Here is a 15,806-nt window from a genome sequence, read left to right as displayed (position 1 = left end):
TATAAGGTTAGGTTCTAAATGCTGCTAAGGGAGATGGGGACTGCTATGAAATCATTTTTACTGATGCTTTTTACATCGGTTCTTCTCGCCGGTTGTGGCAGTCATGACGATTTTGAAGGCAAGTGGAAAAGTCTCAATACAGGTCAGGTCAAGTTACAAATCGCGCCGGAGGAAGTCGCATGGCGTGTGACGGTCACGGGCGATGCGCTTTCCCCACAAACCTATGGTGCTACCCTGGTCGATGAGGGGCTGCGCGTCGACATGCCGCCTACTTCTGAAGTCTGGACCATAGATGATAACGGGCATTTGAAAGGGCTCGGTCAGGAGTTCATCAGAGAGTGAGGATGGTGTCAGCCCTCCGGTCCAGGTTAGGAGTCAGAATGAAGTTTCGCGTGTTTGCAGTGATGCTGAGTTGCTTGTGGCTGATCAGCTGCAGCAAGATCAATCAGGAAAATTACAATCGGCTCAAGGCTGGCCAAACCAAGGCCGAAGTCGAAGAACTATTGGGCAAGCCTACAGAGTGTTCCGGTGCGTTGGGGTTATCAAGCTGCACATGGGGTGATCAGTCTTCCGCGTTCATCAGCGTGCAGTATGTCAACGACAAGGTTGTCATGTATGCAGGACAGGGGTTGCGATGAAAACATCTACCAAGCTTTTACTACTGGCTGGCGCAGCAGGATTGTTGGTCGCCTGTGCCAGTTCGACCAAGACACCACCGCCTGAAACCGTCGGTTCGCTTGATCTGAAGCGCTATCAGGGGACATGGTATGAGCAGGCGCGCCTGCCCATGTTTTTCCAGCGCAGTTGCGTTCAGTCCGAGGCGCATTACCATCTGCGTGACGATGGAAATGTTGCGGTGCTCAATCGCTGTCTGACGAAGTCTGGCGACTGGGATCAGGCGACCGGTGTCGCCTCGCCAATGAAGCCTGGTGTAACGGACCGACTGGAAGTGCGCTTCGATACTTGGTTCAGCGGCGTATTTCCCAATATAGCCAAGGGCCCTTATTGGGTCTTTTATATTGACCCTGAATACCATAATGCCGTGGTAGGGAGCCCTGATCGCAAGTATCTCTGGTTCCTATCTCGCTCAGCCGAGATCACCCAGCAGCAGCGCGACACCTTTCTTGGCATCGCTAAAGCCAAAGGATTTGATACATCCAGGCTGGTCTGGCGAGGCCAGTCATCCAACTAAAGGGGGCAAGCATGGCCGATTCGGAGTTTCGCCTGTGGACCGATGCGTTCGCTGATAATGGTTTGATGTCAAAGCGCCAGGAATTTGATGTCGAGGCCTTTGGCGTATCGGGTGAAAATATTTCACCTGTGCTCATGTGGGAGAATCCTCCGCCGGGAACCAAGAGTTTCGCCTTGACGGTGTACGATCCCGACGCTCCAACCGGCAGCGGGTTCTGGCACTGGGTTGTGGTGAACATACCTGCCGATGTCACAAACTTGCCGGAAGGCGCAGGCCACGCGGATGGAAGCCTGCTGCCAAAAGGGGCTCTACAGCTGCGCAATGACTATGGAACCGTTGGATTTGGTGGTGCCGCGCCGCCAAAAGGCGATAAAGCGCACCGGTATATCTTTCAAATCCATGCGCTGGCAGTCGAAAGCCTGCCTGTGCCGGCAGAGGCTACCAATGCAGTAGCACGGTTCATGACGCATCTGAACCAGATCGCTTCCGCAACTTATACCGGTCTGTATGAGTTGAAATAAAGCGTATCGGCCATTGCACGAAGCGATGGCCGATCGTTATGTACGCTTTATGACGCGGCGAGTAGGGGCTCAGCCTCTTTGCTAGTCAGGCATCTGACGCCCTTGGTCTTCATTTCTTCAATAAAGCATTCCGCCAGATGTTCGAAGCCGGGTACTGCATGCGAGCAGTCGGTGAGCAGCACGAGGCGGTGAAGATTGGTCTCGCCCAAGTGATCCGCGATATCTCTTACGGTTCCTGCGACGCAGTGAGAGAGGGCTTCGCCGGCGATCAGTACAGTCTGAGCCTGTTCCAGTTGATTCAATAGAGGGGTATTGGATCGTGTACCTGGATCGTCAGGATCTGGCACTTCAGCGGCAATAGCGGAGTAATGCTCTGTGTTGGGATTGCTGCCCTTCGGAATGTAATGGACCGTCTTCAAGCGCGTCCTGCCCCATTCATTGAGTGCTTTAAGCAGGGGCGTATAGACATTATGCCCCCAGCTTCCGATCAGGCAATGCTCCGGCCATATGGTCAACTGATATCGTCCACGTTCGGCCAGAGCTTTCACATATTCAAGGCTATAGCTCTGCTTTTCCGACACGCAGGCTATCCAGCGGCCCTGCTCGATATCATTTACAGAAATAACCGTGAACGGAGGAGGGGAGTGCCCTTCGGCATCCTGCCACCAGGACGGATGCGCTATGTGCAAAGGTTGGTGAGAATCCAGCGTGACGTGAATGGCGTCCAGTCTGTGTCCCCACATGTGTATCAAGCTGGCAACCTTTCGGAGATCAGCACTTGCCTCTGGGACAGGAAGCGCAGCATCCGCAATATCACAAAAGTCATTTTGTGGATCGATAATCAGCAGGTGTACAGAGTCGGCTGAAGACATGGAAACGTTCCGATCAGAGAATGAGTGTGTCTCGTACGTGAGTGTACACGTGGGGTATAACAATCATTTACTGCCAATCCGCTCGCGCCAGCTTCCAGTCGTCGCCTTCTTTCCACCACTCCAGCCTTACACTGTAGTGGCGGGCCGCATCAGGCAGAAGGCCTTCAGCCCCTGTCATGCCTACCTCGGCATCCGTATAGCCTTTGTTCTGGTAAGTGGCATCGATCTGACTGTGTTTGCGGAAGGTAACGATATGGATATTGCGATATTTTAGAAACATACCTGCCATGGTTTGGCGGGCCCACGCACGATCGTTCTGTTGCTGGGCCAGAAACTGTGGGTGCAGTTGCTCATATACCGCTCCGGTTTTCTTGGCTTCCAGGCTGGCTTGCAATTGATCAGCTGCCTTGTCGAGTGCTTGCTGAGGATCGCTTTTGCAGCCCACGATAAATAACGGAAGTGAAGAAATGAGCAGACAGGTGGTCAAACGCATCACGAGAATTCCTTTTCCTGGTTAGGTTAGCGCTATGATGGCTATAGCACGGACAAACACGACGATGCTTTATCGCCACTGACAAGCCCGAAGGGGAGTAACATGCACAGCCTCTATCCGGAAATCAAGCCATACGCCCGCCACACACTTGCTGTAGATGATCCTCATGTCCTTTATCTGGACGAAAGCGGTTCACCGGATGGCCTACCTGTGCTGTTCATTCATGGAGGACCCGGTGCAGGCTGCGACGCGTTGAGCCGGCGGTTCTTTGATCCAGGTCTTTACCGGATTGTCACATTCGATCAGCGTGGGTGCGGGCGCTCAACCCCTTATGCCAGTCTGGAGCGCAATACAACCTGGGACCTGGTTGCTGACATGGAACGTATCCGTGAGCATCTGGGAATTGAAAAATGGGTACTTTTTGGCGGCTCTTGGGGATCGACTCTGGCGCTGGCCTATGCGCAGACGCACCCGGATCGTGTACATGCCCTGATCCTTCGAGGCATCTTTCTATGTCGGCCTGAGGACTTCCACTGGTTCTATCAGGATGGGGCGAGCCGTCTGTTCCCCGACTACTGGCAAGACTATCTCGCACCGATTCCTGAACAGGAGCGAGGCAACCTGATGCAGGCCTATTACAAGCGGCTCAGTTGCCCTGATGAAATTGCCCAGATGGGCGCTGCCAGAGCCTGGTCCTGTTGGGAGGGGCGTACGGCGACGCTTCGACCAAATCCTGATGTGGTCGAGCGATTTTCAGAGCACGCATTGTCCATTGCGCGCATAGAGTGCCACTACTTTGTCAACAATGCGTTTCTTGAGCCCAACCAATTGATCAGGGATATGCCCAAGATCGCCCATATTCCCGGTGTCATCGTTCATGGACGATATGACGTGGTCTGTCCGCTGGATAATGCCTGGGCCTTGCACAAGGCCTGGTCTAATAGTGAGTTGCAAATCGTGCGCGACGCAGGTCATGCCGGTGGCGAACCGGGCATCTGTGATGCCTTGGTACGTGCAACCGATGCCATGGCACGACAGTTGCTCGATGTTCCCCCGGAGGCTGAATGAAAGTCCTTATACAGCGCGTCACGCAGGCGCGTGTAGAGGTAGACGGTGAGATAGTCGGTGAGATCAACCAGGGGCTTCTGGCCTTGGTGGGCATAGAACCGACGGACAATGAAGTAACTTGCGAAAAAATGCTGCACAAAGTTCTTAATTACCGGGTTTTTTCGGACGCGGAAGGGCGAATGAATCGCTCGCTTACGGATGCAGGAGGTGGGTTGCTACTGGTTTCGCAGTTTACGCTGGTGGCGGATACGCAAAGTGGTTTGCGTCCAAGCTTCTCGACCGCAGCGCCGCCTGCACAGGGCGCGGCGGTGTTCTCGCATCTGGTAGGACTTGCGCGTTACCGCCATGCCCATGTGGCAACAGGTCGTTTTGGGGCCGATATGCAAGTTTCACTGACCAATGATGGTCCGGTAACATTTTTATTATCTATTTGAGCAACAGACTCTTACAGGTTTTCTGGAAGTGTCTATGATTGCGCAGTTTGGAACGACCGACACGCTTTGTGCGGAATCATTCGCGATCTTGTCAGTCCGACGACTGCTTATCCGTGAATGGCCATGCGTCGTTCAACGATTCGTACGCTGATTAAGGGGGCTGCGTTGTATTTGAATACTAATTCCAAGCCAGGTAAGGCTAAGGCTATCGTGCTGAGTTTTACGGCCATCATGGCAATGTTTGGGGCCAAGGCCTGGGCGTTTAGCCTCGATGACGTATCAGTGCAGGCCAAAAGCCTTGCCGAACAAAAATTCGCTGCGCCCAAGAGCAATCTGCCTGCCGTTCTCCGTGACATGAAGTTCGCTGATTACCAGCAGATCCGTTTCCGCCAGGACAAGGCGCTCTGGTCTGGAGAGAAAACGCCGTTCCAGCTGAACCTCTATCATCAGGGCATGCATTTCGACGTGCCAGTGAAGATCAATGAAGTCACGGCAACGGGTGTCAACGAGGTCAAGTACGATCCATCCTATTTCGATTTCGGCAATCTGCAGCTGGATCAGGCTGCCCTCAAGGATTTGGGATTTGCCGGTTTCCGCATAACCTATCCGCTGAACAAGCCCGACAAGCAGGATGAGTTTGTGACCATGTTGGGCGCCAGCTATTTCCGTGTAGTAGGCAAGGATCAGGTGTATGGCCTGTCTGCGCGTGGCCTGGCGATCGATACCGCCCTGCCGTCCGGCGAAGAATTCCCTCGCTTCCGTGAGTTCTGGGTCGAGCACCCACAGCCGGACCGCCGTAACCTGGTGATTTACGCCTTGCTGGATTCTCCCCGTGCTACGGGTGCCTACAAGATGGTCGTTACCCCTGGTAGCGACAGCACAGTTGATGTGCAGGCGCGCGTTTACCTGCGCGATAATGTAGGCAAGCTGGGCATTGCGCCACTCACCAGCATGTACCTGTTCGGACCCAATCAGCCAAGCCCGCAGGTCAACTATCGTCCAGCCCTGCACGATTCCAATGGCCTGGCCATTCATGCGGGTAATGACGAGTGGATCTGGCGTCCGCTGAATAATCCCAAGCGTCTTTCCATCAGCACCTATACAGTCGAAAACCCCAAGGGCTTCGGTCTTCTACAGCGCGGCCGTGAGTTCAGCCGTTACGAAGATCTGGATGATCGTTACGATCTGCGGCCAAGCGGTTGGGTTGAAACCAAGGGTGACTGGGGCAAGGGCAAAGTCGAGCTGGTCGAGATACCGACACCAGACGAAACCAACGACAACATCGTTGCCTTCTGGACACCAGACACCATACCTCAGGCCGGTGAGCCAATTGATCTGAGCTATCGTCTGCATTTCACCATGGACGAGCCTGCTCTGCATTCGCCTGATGTGGCCTGGGTTCAGCAAACTCGCCTCTCGACCGGCGACGTCAAGCAGCCCAATCTGGTTCGCCAGGCAGATGGAAGCACCGCCTTCATCATTGACTTTGAAGGCCCTGTTCTCAAGAACCTGCCGGAAAGTGCACAGGTGGCCTCGCAGGTCAGTCTTAACGACAATGGTGATCTAATTGAAAACAATGTTCGTTATAACCCTGTCACCAAAGGCTGGCGTTTGACGCTGCGTCTGAAGGTCAAGGACGCTACCAAGCCCGTAGAAATACGTGCTGCGTTGGCGGAAGGCGATAAGACGCTGACCGAAACCTGGAGCTATCAGTTGCCTGCCAATGAATAACCGTAAAGAAACAACACCCGTTCAGGACTACCTCGAGCGCTTGCCGCTCGGGGAGGCCGAGCGGCAGCAACTCGCGAGCGGTGTAGGCAGTACCGACGCTGAGGGCCTGGCTTCCCTGCATGGAAAGCTTGCGTCCACTGAGTCTGTTGGAAATGATCCTGCACTGAGTTCTGTAGAAGCACGCTTGAAAATGGGTTGGGGTGATGCCCTGTCCGAAGGTGACCTGCTTACCGTTGATGCTCAGGGGCGGACCAATATCCGTACCATGCCTGCCATCACGCGGTCCCAGATGTTGCCAGAGCCATGGCGTACTAATCCCGTGGTACGTATATGGCATCGTCTGCTGGGTCGCAAACAGGAGGCTCGTCAGGTACCTGATGAGGAGGCGGACGCACACGCTCACTGGCGCAAAGTAGGGGCTTTCCGTCGTTTCATCCTGCTGGTGCTCATGCTCCTTCAAACAGGTATCGCTACCTGGTACATGAAAGCTGTTCTGCCCTATCAAGGGTGGTCACTGGTCGATCTTGGAGAGGTCTGGGATCAAGGGCTTCTGGAGTCTGCCAGGCAGGTGCTTCCCTATGTATTGCAGACCAGTATCCTTCTGCTGTTTGCAACCTTGTTCTGCTGGGTTTCTGCCGGTTTTTGGACGGCCCTGATGGGCTTCTGGCAGCTACTGACCGGACGGGATAAGTACAGTATTTCCGCCAGTACTGTCGGGGACGAAGTGATTGCGCCTGAGGCGCGTACCGCCATTGTCATGCCGATCGCCAACGAAGACGTCGCCCGGGTGTTTGCCGGTTTGCGTGCGACCTATGAGTCTGTAGCGGCGACCGGGCAGCTTGAGCATTTCGACTTCTTTATCCTGAGTGACAGTAACAATCCGGACAAATGTGTTGCCGAGCAGAAGTCCTGGCTTGAGCTCTGCCATGCGGTAAAAGGTTACGGCAAGATTTTCTATCGCCGTCGCCGCCGCCGTGTGAAGCGCAAGAGCGGTAATATCGATGACTTCTGCCGCCGTTGGGGCAGCCAGTACCGCTATATGGTCGTGCTGGATGCTGATAGCGTCATGAGCGGTGAATGTCTCACGGGCCTTGTACGCCTGATGGAAGCTAATCCGCGAGCAGGTATCATCCAGTCCGCACCCAAAGCTTCAGGTATGGATACGCTCTATGCGCGTCTCCAGCAGTTTGCTACCCGGGTGTACGGGCCGCTCTTTACGGCGGGCCTGCATTTCTGGCAGCTGGGTGAATCCCACTATTGGGGACATAACGCAATCATTCGCGTAAAGCCGTTCATCGAGCATTGCGCATTGGCGCCTCTACCCGGTAAAGGCTCGTTTGCAGGTGCCATCCTTTCCCACGACTTCGTTGAGGCTGCATTGATGCGTCGTGCAGGGTGGGGAGTCTGGATTGCATACGACATGCCCGGTAGCTACGAAGAGCTTCCGCCTAACCTGCTGGATGAGCTCAAGCGTGACCGCCGTTGGTGCCATGGCAACCTGATGAATTTCCGGCTGTTCCTGGTAAAGGGTATGCACCCGGTACACCGGGCCGTGTTCCTGACCGGTGTGATGTCTTATTTGTCGGCACCGCTCTGGTTCCTGTTCCTGGTGCTATCCACTGCACTTCTAGCCGTACACAAGCTCATGGAGCCGCAGTACTTCCTGCAGCCAAGGCAGTTGTTCCCAGTCTGGCCACAGTGGCATCCCGAGCAGGCAATTGCCTTGTTCTCGACCACGTTGATTCTGTTGTTCCTGCCAAAGCTGCTCAGCGTCATCCTGATCTGGGCCAAGGGGGCAAAAGAATTCGGCGGCGGTTTCAAGTTGCTGTGTTCGATGCTCTTGGAAATGCTGTTCTCGGTTCTGCTGGCGCCTGTACGCATGCTGTTCCATACGGTATTCGTGACTGCTGCCTTCCTGGGCTGGTCAGTGCAATGGAATTCGCCTCAGCGTGACGATGATGCCACGCCTTGGAGCGAGGCCTTCAAGCGTCATGGCTCACAAATGCTGCTAGGTATTATCTGGACGGCCGGTGTAGCCTGGTTGGACCCACGTTTCCTCTGGTGGCTATCGCCTATTGTGGTGTCACTGATGCTTTCCGCTCCGGTGTCAGTCATCTCAAGCCGTACCAATTACGGCATGGCGGCGCGTCGTTCCAGCTTCTTCCTGATTCCGGAAGAATACAATCCGCCTCGTGAGCTGGTGGCGACCGACGAGTACTTGCAGCAGAACAACCAAACCGTTCTTCGTCATGGTTTCCTGCAGGCCGTAGTCGATCCGCTGATCAACGCACTGGCATGTGGAATGGCCAAGGCAAGACATGCCAAGGTCGTGCCTCAGGCCGAAGCACTACGTCAGCAGCGCCTGGAAAAAGTGCTAGCAGACGGCCCCGAGAAGCACTCGGATGCACAGTGGGCTATCTTGAGCGATCCTGTTGGAATGTCGCGTCTGCATCTGCAGGTGTGGCAATCAGGTGAAGCACGTGATCGTTGGGTGGAGGCGTACCGACGCATTCTGCCCGCACCTGCATCTGCCGAAACAAGTTCGCTTCCTGACGCAGACAGTGCTTCACTTGCAGTGAATCCTGCTCGCTAAGGTTGAGAAGGCATATGAAAAGCCCCAGTCAGAATATGGCTGGGGCTTTTTTATTGGCGACAGAAGTTAGAACAGGCGGGCCAGGAGCGCTGTAACGGCTGTTTCTACACGCAGGATACGTTCACCCAGTTGAACAGGGTCAAGCCCTGCCTCTTGCAGCTTATCCACCTCATAAGGGATCCAGCCGCCTTCCGGGCCGATTGCCAGCGTTACGGGGCCTTTTACTTCACGAGGGCAGGGTGGGTAGTTGCCAGGATGGCCAGTCAGCCCAATCGTCCCTTTCGCCAATGATGGAAGACGATCCTCGACAAAGGGCTTGAACCGTTTCTCTATGATGACTTCAGGTAAAACGGTATCTCGTGCTTGCTCCAAGCCAAGAATCAGCTGCTCTCGAATAGCGGAGGGGTCAAGAAAGGGGGTTTGCCAGAAGCTCTTTTCAACCCGATAGCTGTTGATGAGAACCAACCGGGCTACACCCATCGAAGAGATGCCTTGCAATACTCGACGCAGCATCTTGGGTCGCGGCAGCGCCAAAATGAGTGTTATGGGCAGTTTAGGCGGGGCAGGTTGGTGCAGCTGAAGTTTGATGCGTGCTGAATCAGGCGTGAGGTCAAGAATTTCGCCTCCGCCCATCAAACCATTCAACATGCCGACCCTCAGTGAATCACCACGCTCAGCTTGGTGAATGTCTTTCAGGTGGGCAAAGCGCCGGTCTTTAAGGAGGACTTCATTGTCTCCGACGAAGTCCTCCTGTTCTAGCAGCAGCAGATTCACGAATGAGTCGCTGGTGGCTGATCCTCGTGCGAGGTCTTTTCTTCGTGTGGCTCACGTTTTCGAACGAAGCGTCCAAACAGGAGGCCAATTTCAAACAGGAGCCACATGGGAATCGCCAGCATGGTCTGGGAAAGCACATCCGGTGGCGTCAGGATCATGCCTACTACGAAGCATCCGATAATGACGTACGGACGTACCTTCTTGAGGTAGGCCACATCGACGATACCGATCCAGATCAGCAGAACGGTTGCGACAGGGATTTCAAAGGCAGCGCCAAATGCAAAGAATAGCGTCAGTATGAAATCCAAGTAGCTGTTCAGGTCCGGCATCATCATGGCGCCTTCCGGCGTGATGCTTGAGAAAAAGTGGAAAATCAGCGGGAAGACCAGGAAATAGGCAAACGCCATTCCAGCGTAAAACAGCAAAATACTTGAAATCAGCAAGGGAAGCGCGACGCGCTTTTCATGCTTGTAAAGACCTGGCGCAATGAATCCCCAGACCTGATAAAGGATGACGGGCATGGCCAGAAAAAGGGAAACAATAAGCGTCAACTTGAAGGGCGCAAGGAACGGCGACGTGACGTCTGTCGAGATCATCGTAGCGCCTTCGGGCAGAAACCTGCGGATAGGTTCCGACGCGAAAGCGTAGATCTTCTGGGCGAAGTAGAACAGACAGGCGAAAATCAGGAACGTCGCCAGCACACAGCGCAGCAAGCGTGACCGCAGTTCAGTCAGGTGAGAGACCAGAGGCATTTCCTGGTCTTCATATTCAGGTTTTTTTTCGCTCATGGGGCTCGCGGTGGAGAAGGCTGATCCTTTGACTCGCTGGGGGGCGGAGTCACGTTACTGGGCGGAGCCGATTTGACGACAGGTAAGTCATCCTTGACGACAGATGAGTCATCGCTAGGCGGCGTAGGTGTTTCAGCCGACGGTGCTGGATTACCTGTCTCCTGGCGGGCCTTGTCGCGTTGCTCCCAGGACAAGAGATTCTCAGTGTGAAGCTGGCGCCGTATTTCGTCGGCACCAATTTCACGTTCCACCTCTTGCCGTATGTTATTGAAGCTACGCTTGAGACGACCGATCCACAGGCCTGCAGTGCGTGCAGCGCCTGGCAGGCGCTCTGGGCCTAAAACCAGCAAGGCGACCAGGCTTATCAGGGCTAACTCACTGAAGCTGATGCCAAACATAATAGGTACTCAATCCTTACGGACGGGCTCTTCAACCTTGTGGTGTTGAGCGTCAATCGTATGGGGCTGATTGAGTGGAGGCTTCTGCTGATCTTGCGCAGGTTTCTCCTCTTCTTCCGTATTCATCGCCTTACGGAAGCCCTTGATCGACTCGCCTACATCGGTGCCTAGGGTTTTAAGGCGTTTGGTACCAAATACCAGTACCACAACGATCAGGATGACGATCCAGTGTTTCCAGTCAAAAATACCCATAACATTACCTCATCAAGAATCAGGATTCGGATCGAGCAGCTTTTTCAGCGTGTCCAGATAGCCCAAAGCGGCGATCCAACTCATCAAGCACTGCCTGCGGATGTTGGCCTAGCGCAGCCAGCATGACCATACTATGAAACCAGAGATCTGCTGTTTCATAGATAAGGTCCGTCGAGTCTCCATTGCTGGCCGCATCTTTGGCCGCCAGGATGGTTTCTATGGATTCTTCTCCTACCTTTTCAAGGATCTTGTTCAGCCCCTTGTGGTAGAGGCTGGCGACATAGGAGCTTTCAGGCGCTGCGCCCTTGCGGGATTCAAGCACCTCTGCAATTTTGTTTAGCGTATCACTCATGGCTATGACCTGGCGTGTATATCGCGTCGGGATCTTTCAGAACCGGATCAATCGTTTTCCAGGCTCCCTCTTCAAACCGACGATAAAAACAACTTTCACGTCCTGTGTGACAGGCAATACCACCTAACTGCTCAACTATGAGGATGACGACATCAGCATCGCAGTCCAGACGCAGCTCATGCAGCTTCTGTACATGACCCGAGTCCTCCCCCTTACGCCATAGCTTACGCCTTGAACGTGACCAATAGATGGCACGATTCTCAGCTACCGTCAAAGCGAGGGACTCACGGTTCATCCAAGCCATCATCAAGACGCGCCCGCTCTGATAATCCTGAGCGATTGCCGGTACGAGTCCGTCACTGTTCCAGTTGATTTCTTCAAGCCAGTCTTTCATGGTCTACCCGGCAAATTACACACATTATTAGTCTGACAGCGCTGGCACGACCTGCCTAGCCACGAATGACCAGATAGATGCCTGTTACCAGCATGATCCAGGCGGGCCAGCCTTCAGGTGTGGACTGAAATCCAGTCTGGAAGGCACCGCCAATCAGCAGGACACCAAATAGCCGGGGCAACCAGGCGTTGTCTCGTCTTCCCCACGGGTTGGGTGGATCATTGCGGTGGGGTTGGGTGATGCGCTCCAGTGTGTCACGGGTCATCTGGGCCAAGTGCGGGATCTGCTCGATCTGCTGCTGGATATTGCGTAGTACCTGGGTTGGTCCCATGCGTTGGCGCATCCAGCGCTCAAGATAGGGTTTGGCTGTCGCCCACAGGTCCAGGTCAGGATAAAGCTGGCGTCCAAGCCCTTCAATATTCAGCAGCGTTTTTTGAAGCAGTACCAGCTGAGGCTGAATCTCCATGTTGAACCGGCGTGCCACTTGGAACAGACGCAGTAGCAATTGGCCAAACGAAATATCTTTCAATGGTTTTTCAAAAATCGGCTCGCACACGGTTCGAATCGCTGCTTCGAACTCGTTGACCTGCGTAGTTGCCGGCACCCAGCCTGAATCGATATGGAGCTGGGCTACCTTGCGGTAGTCGCGCTGAAAGAACGCCATCAGGTTTCTGGCCAGATAATTCTGATCCTCGGGTGTAAGGCTCCCGATGATGCCGCAGTCTACCGCGATATATTTCGGATCCCAGGGGTGCGCCGTACTGACAAAGATATTGCCAGGATGCATGTCCGCGTGGAAAAAGCTGTCGCGAAACACCTGGGTAAAAAAGATCTCGACCCCTCGCTCGGCCAGGAGCTTGAAATCTGTGCCTTGATCTCGGAGGGCATTCAGGTCGGTCACAGGAATGCCATAGATGCGCTCCATGACCAGTACCCGAGGGCGGCACCAGTCCCAGTAAACCTGCGGAACGTAAAGCAGAGAAGAGTCTTCGAAGTTTCTTCTGAGCTGACTGGAGTTGGCTGCTTCACGTAAGAGATCGAGCTCATCGTAGATGGTCTTCTCATAATCCGTGACGACTTCGACGGGGTGCAGACGGCGCGCTTCGGCCGAAACGCGTTCTGCCATACGTGCCAGCAGAAACAGCCAGGCCAGGTCTTGAGAAATGACAGGCTTCAGGCCTGGTCGCACGACCTTGACGACTACCTCTTCACCTGTTCGGAGCTGTGCTGCATGTACCTGAGCGACGGAAGCGGAGGCCAGCGGCGTGATATCGAAGCGGCTGAAAACCTGGGCAATGGGCGCGCCCAGTTGAGACTCGATCAGCGCAATGGCTTTCTCCCCAGGAAAGGGAGGAACCTTGTCCTGGAGAAACATAAGCTCATTGGCCACGTCTTCCGGTAAAAGATCGCGGCGCGTAGAAAGAATCTGGCCAAACTTGATGAAAACAGGGCCCAGACCTTCTAGCGCAAGGCGCAACCGAGCACCTCGGGACAGCGACTTGCGAGGGCGAGGCAACCAACGCCATGGCAGAAAGTAACCTGTCAAGCGTAAATACCAGGGCAGTGGAAGCGCATAAACCAGATCATCCAGGCGGTAGCGAACAACAACCAGGAAAATACGCAGCAGGCGTCGAAGGGCAGCAAACAGCTTCATTGGTTATTTATGTCTGCGTTGAGCAAGGCGGGCGATACGCGCCTCGAGACGATCTACAGTTAGACGCAAGGCATCGATTTCCGCAAAGCGAGCATCACCTTCCCGACGTCCAACCAGGGTGCGACTTTCTTCAGCTAGCCAGTCAGACAGGCTTTGACGCAAACTCTCATAGCTTTGATCCGTCCACCCGCGCCCTTTTCGGACGAATTGTCCAAGCAGTGCAGCAGGCACTGGACCCAGCCAGCGAGAGAGCTCGTATTCCCAGTCCAGCTCCAGGCTCTGCAGGATATCGGATAGCTCTATCAGTGCTGCACTATCCCCCTCAAGCGTTACATCGGCGCTGTGCAAGATCGCTGTTTTGTTCTGACTCAAGGCCAGCTGAGCCAATCGAGACGCAGGTGCTTTCAGCGTGCAGTCGACTTCTGCTTCATGGTGGGCGGCAAAATGCAGACCATCATAGGCCGGAAGGATGAACAGCGTGAAACGGGGAGCCGCACAATCTATGGCAATGACCTTGCCTTGCAGGCGTGCAAGACGGCGGCCCGCCACAGCGTCCATTGCCAGTAAGGGATTCAGGCCGCGCTCCAGCGCAGCCAGTACGGCCTGGGTCAGTAGGATCATCAGGGTTTTATGCCACGGTGCAGGGCAACAATGCCACCTGTCATATTGTGGTAGGTCACGCGCTCAAATCCAGCGGTTTCCATCATGGCTTTAAGCGTGTCCTGATCAGGATGCATGCGAATCGACTCCGCCAGGTAACGGTAACTGGCCGAATCATTGGCGATCAGCTTGCCCATGAACGGCAGAAGGCTGAAGGAGTAAGCATCATAGGCCTTGGACAGGAGCTGGCTGGTCGGCTTGGAGAACTCCAGTACCAGAAGACGCCCGCCCGGCTTGAGTACGCGTAGCATGGATGCGATAGCGGCTTCCTTGTGGGTCACGTTACGCAATCCAAAGGCGATGGTCACACAATCAAAGTGATTGTTTGGGAAGGGCAGCTTTTCAGCGTCTGCCTGTACGAAGCTGACATTGTTGGCAATACCTTCGTCCATCAGGCGATCACGACCGACCTTTAGCATCGAGTCGTTGATATCTGCCAGCACGACCTCACCACGTGGGCCCACCAGGCGGGAAAACTGTTTAGTCAGGTCGCCTGTGCCGCCGGCGATATCCAGCACGCGGTTACCACTTCGAACCCCGGACAGTTCGATCGTGAAACGTTTCCACAAGCGATGAACGCCTGCAGACATCAAGTCATTCATCACGTCATATTTGGCTGCAACCGAGTGGAACACTTCGGCCACTTTTTGAGCTTTCTGACTTTCCGGCACACTCTGGTAGCCGAAATGAGTGACGGGATCGGCCTCCGGGCCCTTGCGCTGATCGCTCATGACGCTTCACCTGCATTTGAATAAGCGACCATTCTAGCAGTGCTGATGCGCTGAGATGTCCATTCTTGCCGGATAAAGTCATTAGAAAATAGGTATTCCATGAGATGGGTCATCCTGACTTGGTAGTTCTCGTGCTTTTCGTGCATGACAGCCCCCGCTATAGTCGCAGGCGAATTCGCTGGAGTACTTCCTATGTCCCAAATCAGTGTCGAACGTTCCCATTCACTAGGCCTTGAAACTGCGCGTGCCAAGGCGGGGGCGCTGGCCGAAAAGCTAACGCGTGATTACGGTGTGGAGTGCCGTTGGGAGGGTGATACGCTGCAATTTTCCCGTACAGGTGTTGATGGGCGTATCGAGGTAGGCGAAGACAAGGTGCGTGTCGACGCAACCTTGGGGTTCTTCTTCTCGGCCCTAAGCTCACAGATTGAGCATGAAATCGAGAAGAAGCTGGATAAAGCGCTACAGGCTTGAGCGTTATAGCATCAGTTTGACGACGGATACATTCGGATCTCTGGACTTGCCTTCCCGGGCCAGTGCAAACAGGTACTCGGCCCACATCTGCTCCTGATTGCGGCCGAGTTCATACAGGTATTCCCAAGTGAACAAGCCACTGTCGTGACCGTCATCGAACGTAATTTTCAATGCGTACTGACCGGCTGCCTCGATTTGGCTGATGCCTACGTTCTTCTTGCCAAATTGCAGGACGGGGTTGCCGTGACCCTGTACTTCTGCAGAAGGCGAGTGAACGCGCAGAAATTCAGCAGGCAGCGTAAAGGACTCGGTATCGTATTGAACGGTGAGGGTTTTGGATGCTTTGTGCAGCTGGATGGCCGTGGGCAAACGCATGGCAATAGGTCTCGCTGATAAGCTCGCAGCCTTGAGGCTGCGAGCGATAGGTT

21 protein-coding genes are annotated in these 15,806 nt (G+C 54.4%); 9 read left to right on the top strand and 12 right to left on the bottom strand.

Going from position 1 to position 15,806, the window contains the following annotated elements:
* Positions 1-45 precede the first annotated feature (45 nt).
* Genes GM154_RS02275 through GM154_RS02260 form a run of 4 tightly spaced genes read left to right on the top strand, consistent with a single transcriptional unit; the run spans position 46 to position 1,713 of the window.
* Entirely contained in the window at positions 46-342 is a 297-nt protein-coding gene (locus GM154_RS02275) for a hypothetical protein (RefSeq protein WP_139208711.1), read from the top strand.
* A 38-nt stretch (positions 343-380) separates the two neighbouring features.
* The gene (locus tag GM154_RS02270) at positions 381-638 is read left to right on the top strand and encodes a hypothetical protein (RefSeq protein ID WP_019363965.1); all 258 of its coding nucleotides are present in this window, start codon (positions 381-383) and stop codon (positions 636-638) included.
* Entirely contained in the window at positions 635-1,192 is a 558-nt protein-coding gene (locus GM154_RS02265; protein ID WP_150348056.1) for a lipocalin family protein, read from the top strand. The genes GM154_RS02270 and GM154_RS02265 overlap by 4 nt, the downstream gene beginning before the upstream one ends.
* 11 nt (positions 1,193-1,203) lie before the next feature.
* Positions 1,204-1,713: a YbhB/YbcL family Raf kinase inhibitor-like protein gene (locus tag GM154_RS02260; protein ID WP_150348055.1), complete on the top strand. Its 510-nt coding sequence runs from the start codon at positions 1,204-1,206 to the stop codon at positions 1,711-1,713.
* Positions 1,714-1,760: 47 nt separating this feature from the next.
* Here GM154_RS02260 and GM154_RS02255 read toward each other — a convergent pair whose 3' ends face one another.
* The gene (locus tag GM154_RS02255) at positions 1,761-2,585 is read right to left on the bottom strand and encodes an isochorismatase family protein (protein WP_219650813.1); all 825 of its coding nucleotides are present in this window, start codon (positions 2,583-2,585) and stop codon (positions 1,761-1,763) included.
* A gap of 67 nt (positions 2,586-2,652) precedes the next feature.
* Positions 2,653-3,078, bottom strand: a complete 426-nt coding sequence (locus GM154_RS02250; protein ID WP_010797005.1) for a hypothetical protein — start codon at positions 3,076-3,078, stop codon at positions 2,653-2,655.
* Between the two features lie 102 nt (positions 3,079-3,180).
* Here GM154_RS02250 and pip point away from each other — a divergent pair, with 102 nt between their 5' ends.
* The 4 genes from pip to mdoH all read left to right on the top strand — a co-directional run bounded on the left by pip (position 3,181) and on the right by mdoH (position 8,904).
* Positions 3,181-4,146, top strand: a complete 966-nt coding sequence (pip, locus tag GM154_RS02245) for a prolyl aminopeptidase (protein ID WP_010797006.1) — start codon at positions 3,181-3,183, stop codon at positions 4,144-4,146.
* Positions 4,143-4,580 carry a D-aminoacyl-tRNA deacylase gene (dtd, locus tag GM154_RS02240; RefSeq protein WP_010797007.1) on the top strand — a complete coding sequence of 146 codons (438 nt, stop codon included), beginning with the start codon at positions 4,143-4,145 and terminating at the stop codon, positions 4,578-4,580. The genes pip and dtd overlap by 4 nt, the downstream gene beginning before the upstream one ends.
* Before the next feature lie 231 nt (positions 4,581-4,811).
* Positions 4,812-6,311 carry a glucan biosynthesis protein G gene (locus GM154_RS02235; protein WP_100217696.1) on the top strand — a complete coding sequence of 500 codons (1,500 nt, stop codon included), beginning with the start codon at positions 4,812-4,814 and terminating at the stop codon, positions 6,309-6,311.
* Complete coding sequence (gene mdoH / locus GM154_RS02230) at positions 6,304-8,904, top strand: glucans biosynthesis glucosyltransferase MdoH (protein ID WP_219650809.1); 2,601 nt, start codon at positions 6,304-6,306, stop codon at positions 8,902-8,904. Before GM154_RS02235 ends, mdoH begins: the two co-directional genes overlap by 8 nt.
* A gap of 66 nt (positions 8,905-8,970) precedes the next feature.
* Here mdoH and GM154_RS02225 read toward each other — a convergent pair whose 3' ends face one another.
* The 9 genes from GM154_RS02225 to ubiE are packed head-to-tail and all read right to left on the bottom strand — an operon-like array spanning position 8,971 to position 14,907.
* Complete coding sequence (locus tag GM154_RS02225; protein WP_219650807.1) at positions 8,971-9,678, bottom strand: 16S rRNA (uracil(1498)-N(3))-methyltransferase; 708 nt, start codon at positions 9,676-9,678, stop codon at positions 8,971-8,973.
* Positions 9,675-10,466, bottom strand: a complete 792-nt coding sequence (gene tatC, locus GM154_RS02220) for a twin-arginine translocase subunit TatC (RefSeq protein WP_010797011.1) — start codon at positions 10,464-10,466, stop codon at positions 9,675-9,677. The genes GM154_RS02225 and tatC overlap by 4 nt, the downstream gene beginning before the upstream one ends.
* Positions 10,463-10,864, bottom strand: a complete 402-nt coding sequence (gene tatB, locus GM154_RS02215) for a Sec-independent protein translocase protein TatB (protein ID WP_019363974.1) — start codon at positions 10,862-10,864, stop codon at positions 10,463-10,465. The genes tatC and tatB overlap by 4 nt, the downstream gene beginning before the upstream one ends.
* A gap of 9 nt (positions 10,865-10,873) precedes the next feature.
* Positions 10,874-11,116: a twin-arginine translocase TatA/TatE family subunit gene (locus GM154_RS02210; RefSeq protein WP_019363975.1), complete on the bottom strand. Its 243-nt coding sequence runs from the start codon at positions 11,114-11,116 to the stop codon at positions 10,874-10,876.
* A 19-nt stretch (positions 11,117-11,135) separates the two neighbouring features.
* On the bottom strand, positions 11,136-11,468 hold the full coding sequence (locus GM154_RS02205; protein ID WP_010797014.1) for a phosphoribosyl-ATP diphosphatase: 333 nt from the start codon (positions 11,466-11,468) through the stop codon (positions 11,136-11,138).
* A complete protein-coding gene (hisI, locus tag GM154_RS02200; protein ID WP_010797015.1) occupies positions 11,461-11,862 on the bottom strand; it encodes a phosphoribosyl-AMP cyclohydrolase in 402 nt (133 codons plus the stop codon). The genes GM154_RS02205 and hisI overlap by 8 nt, the downstream gene beginning before the upstream one ends.
* A 55-nt stretch (positions 11,863-11,917) precedes the next feature.
* Entirely contained in the window at positions 11,918-13,516 is a 1,599-nt protein-coding gene (gene ubiB, locus GM154_RS02195) for a ubiquinone biosynthesis regulatory protein kinase UbiB (protein ID WP_010797016.1), read from the bottom strand.
* A gap of 3 nt (positions 13,517-13,519) precedes the next feature.
* Positions 13,520-14,137, bottom strand: coding sequence for an SCP2 domain-containing protein (locus tag GM154_RS02190; protein WP_219650805.1), 618 nt, complete (start codon positions 14,135-14,137; stop codon positions 13,520-13,522).
* Positions 14,137-14,907, bottom strand: a complete 771-nt coding sequence (gene ubiE / locus GM154_RS02185) for a bifunctional demethylmenaquinone methyltransferase/2-methoxy-6-polyprenyl-1,4-benzoquinol methylase UbiE (RefSeq protein WP_010797018.1) — start codon at positions 14,905-14,907, stop codon at positions 14,137-14,139. The genes GM154_RS02190 and ubiE overlap by 1 nt, the downstream gene beginning before the upstream one ends.
* A gap of 192 nt (positions 14,908-15,099) precedes the next feature.
* Here ubiE and GM154_RS02180 point away from each other — a divergent pair, with 192 nt between their 5' ends.
* Positions 15,100-15,378, top strand: coding sequence for a polyhydroxyalkanoic acid system family protein (locus GM154_RS02180; protein WP_019363978.1), 279 nt, complete (start codon positions 15,100-15,102; stop codon positions 15,376-15,378).
* A gap of 3 nt (positions 15,379-15,381) precedes the next feature.
* On the opposite strand, the gene GM154_RS02175 is transcribed toward GM154_RS02180, so the two are convergent.
* Positions 15,382-15,753, bottom strand: coding sequence for a gamma-butyrobetaine hydroxylase-like domain-containing protein (locus GM154_RS02175; protein ID WP_219650803.1), 372 nt, complete (start codon positions 15,751-15,753; stop codon positions 15,382-15,384).
* Positions 15,754-15,806: the final 53 nt, after the last annotated feature.

Origin of the sequence: Pseudomonas sp. MAG002Y, assembly GCF_019400845.1 — a bacterium.
In the GTDB taxonomy this organism is placed as follows: domain Bacteria; phylum Pseudomonadota; class Gammaproteobacteria; order Pseudomonadales; family Pseudomonadaceae; genus Chryseomonas; species Chryseomonas luteola.
This window is presented reverse-complemented; position numbering and strand designations above follow the sequence as displayed.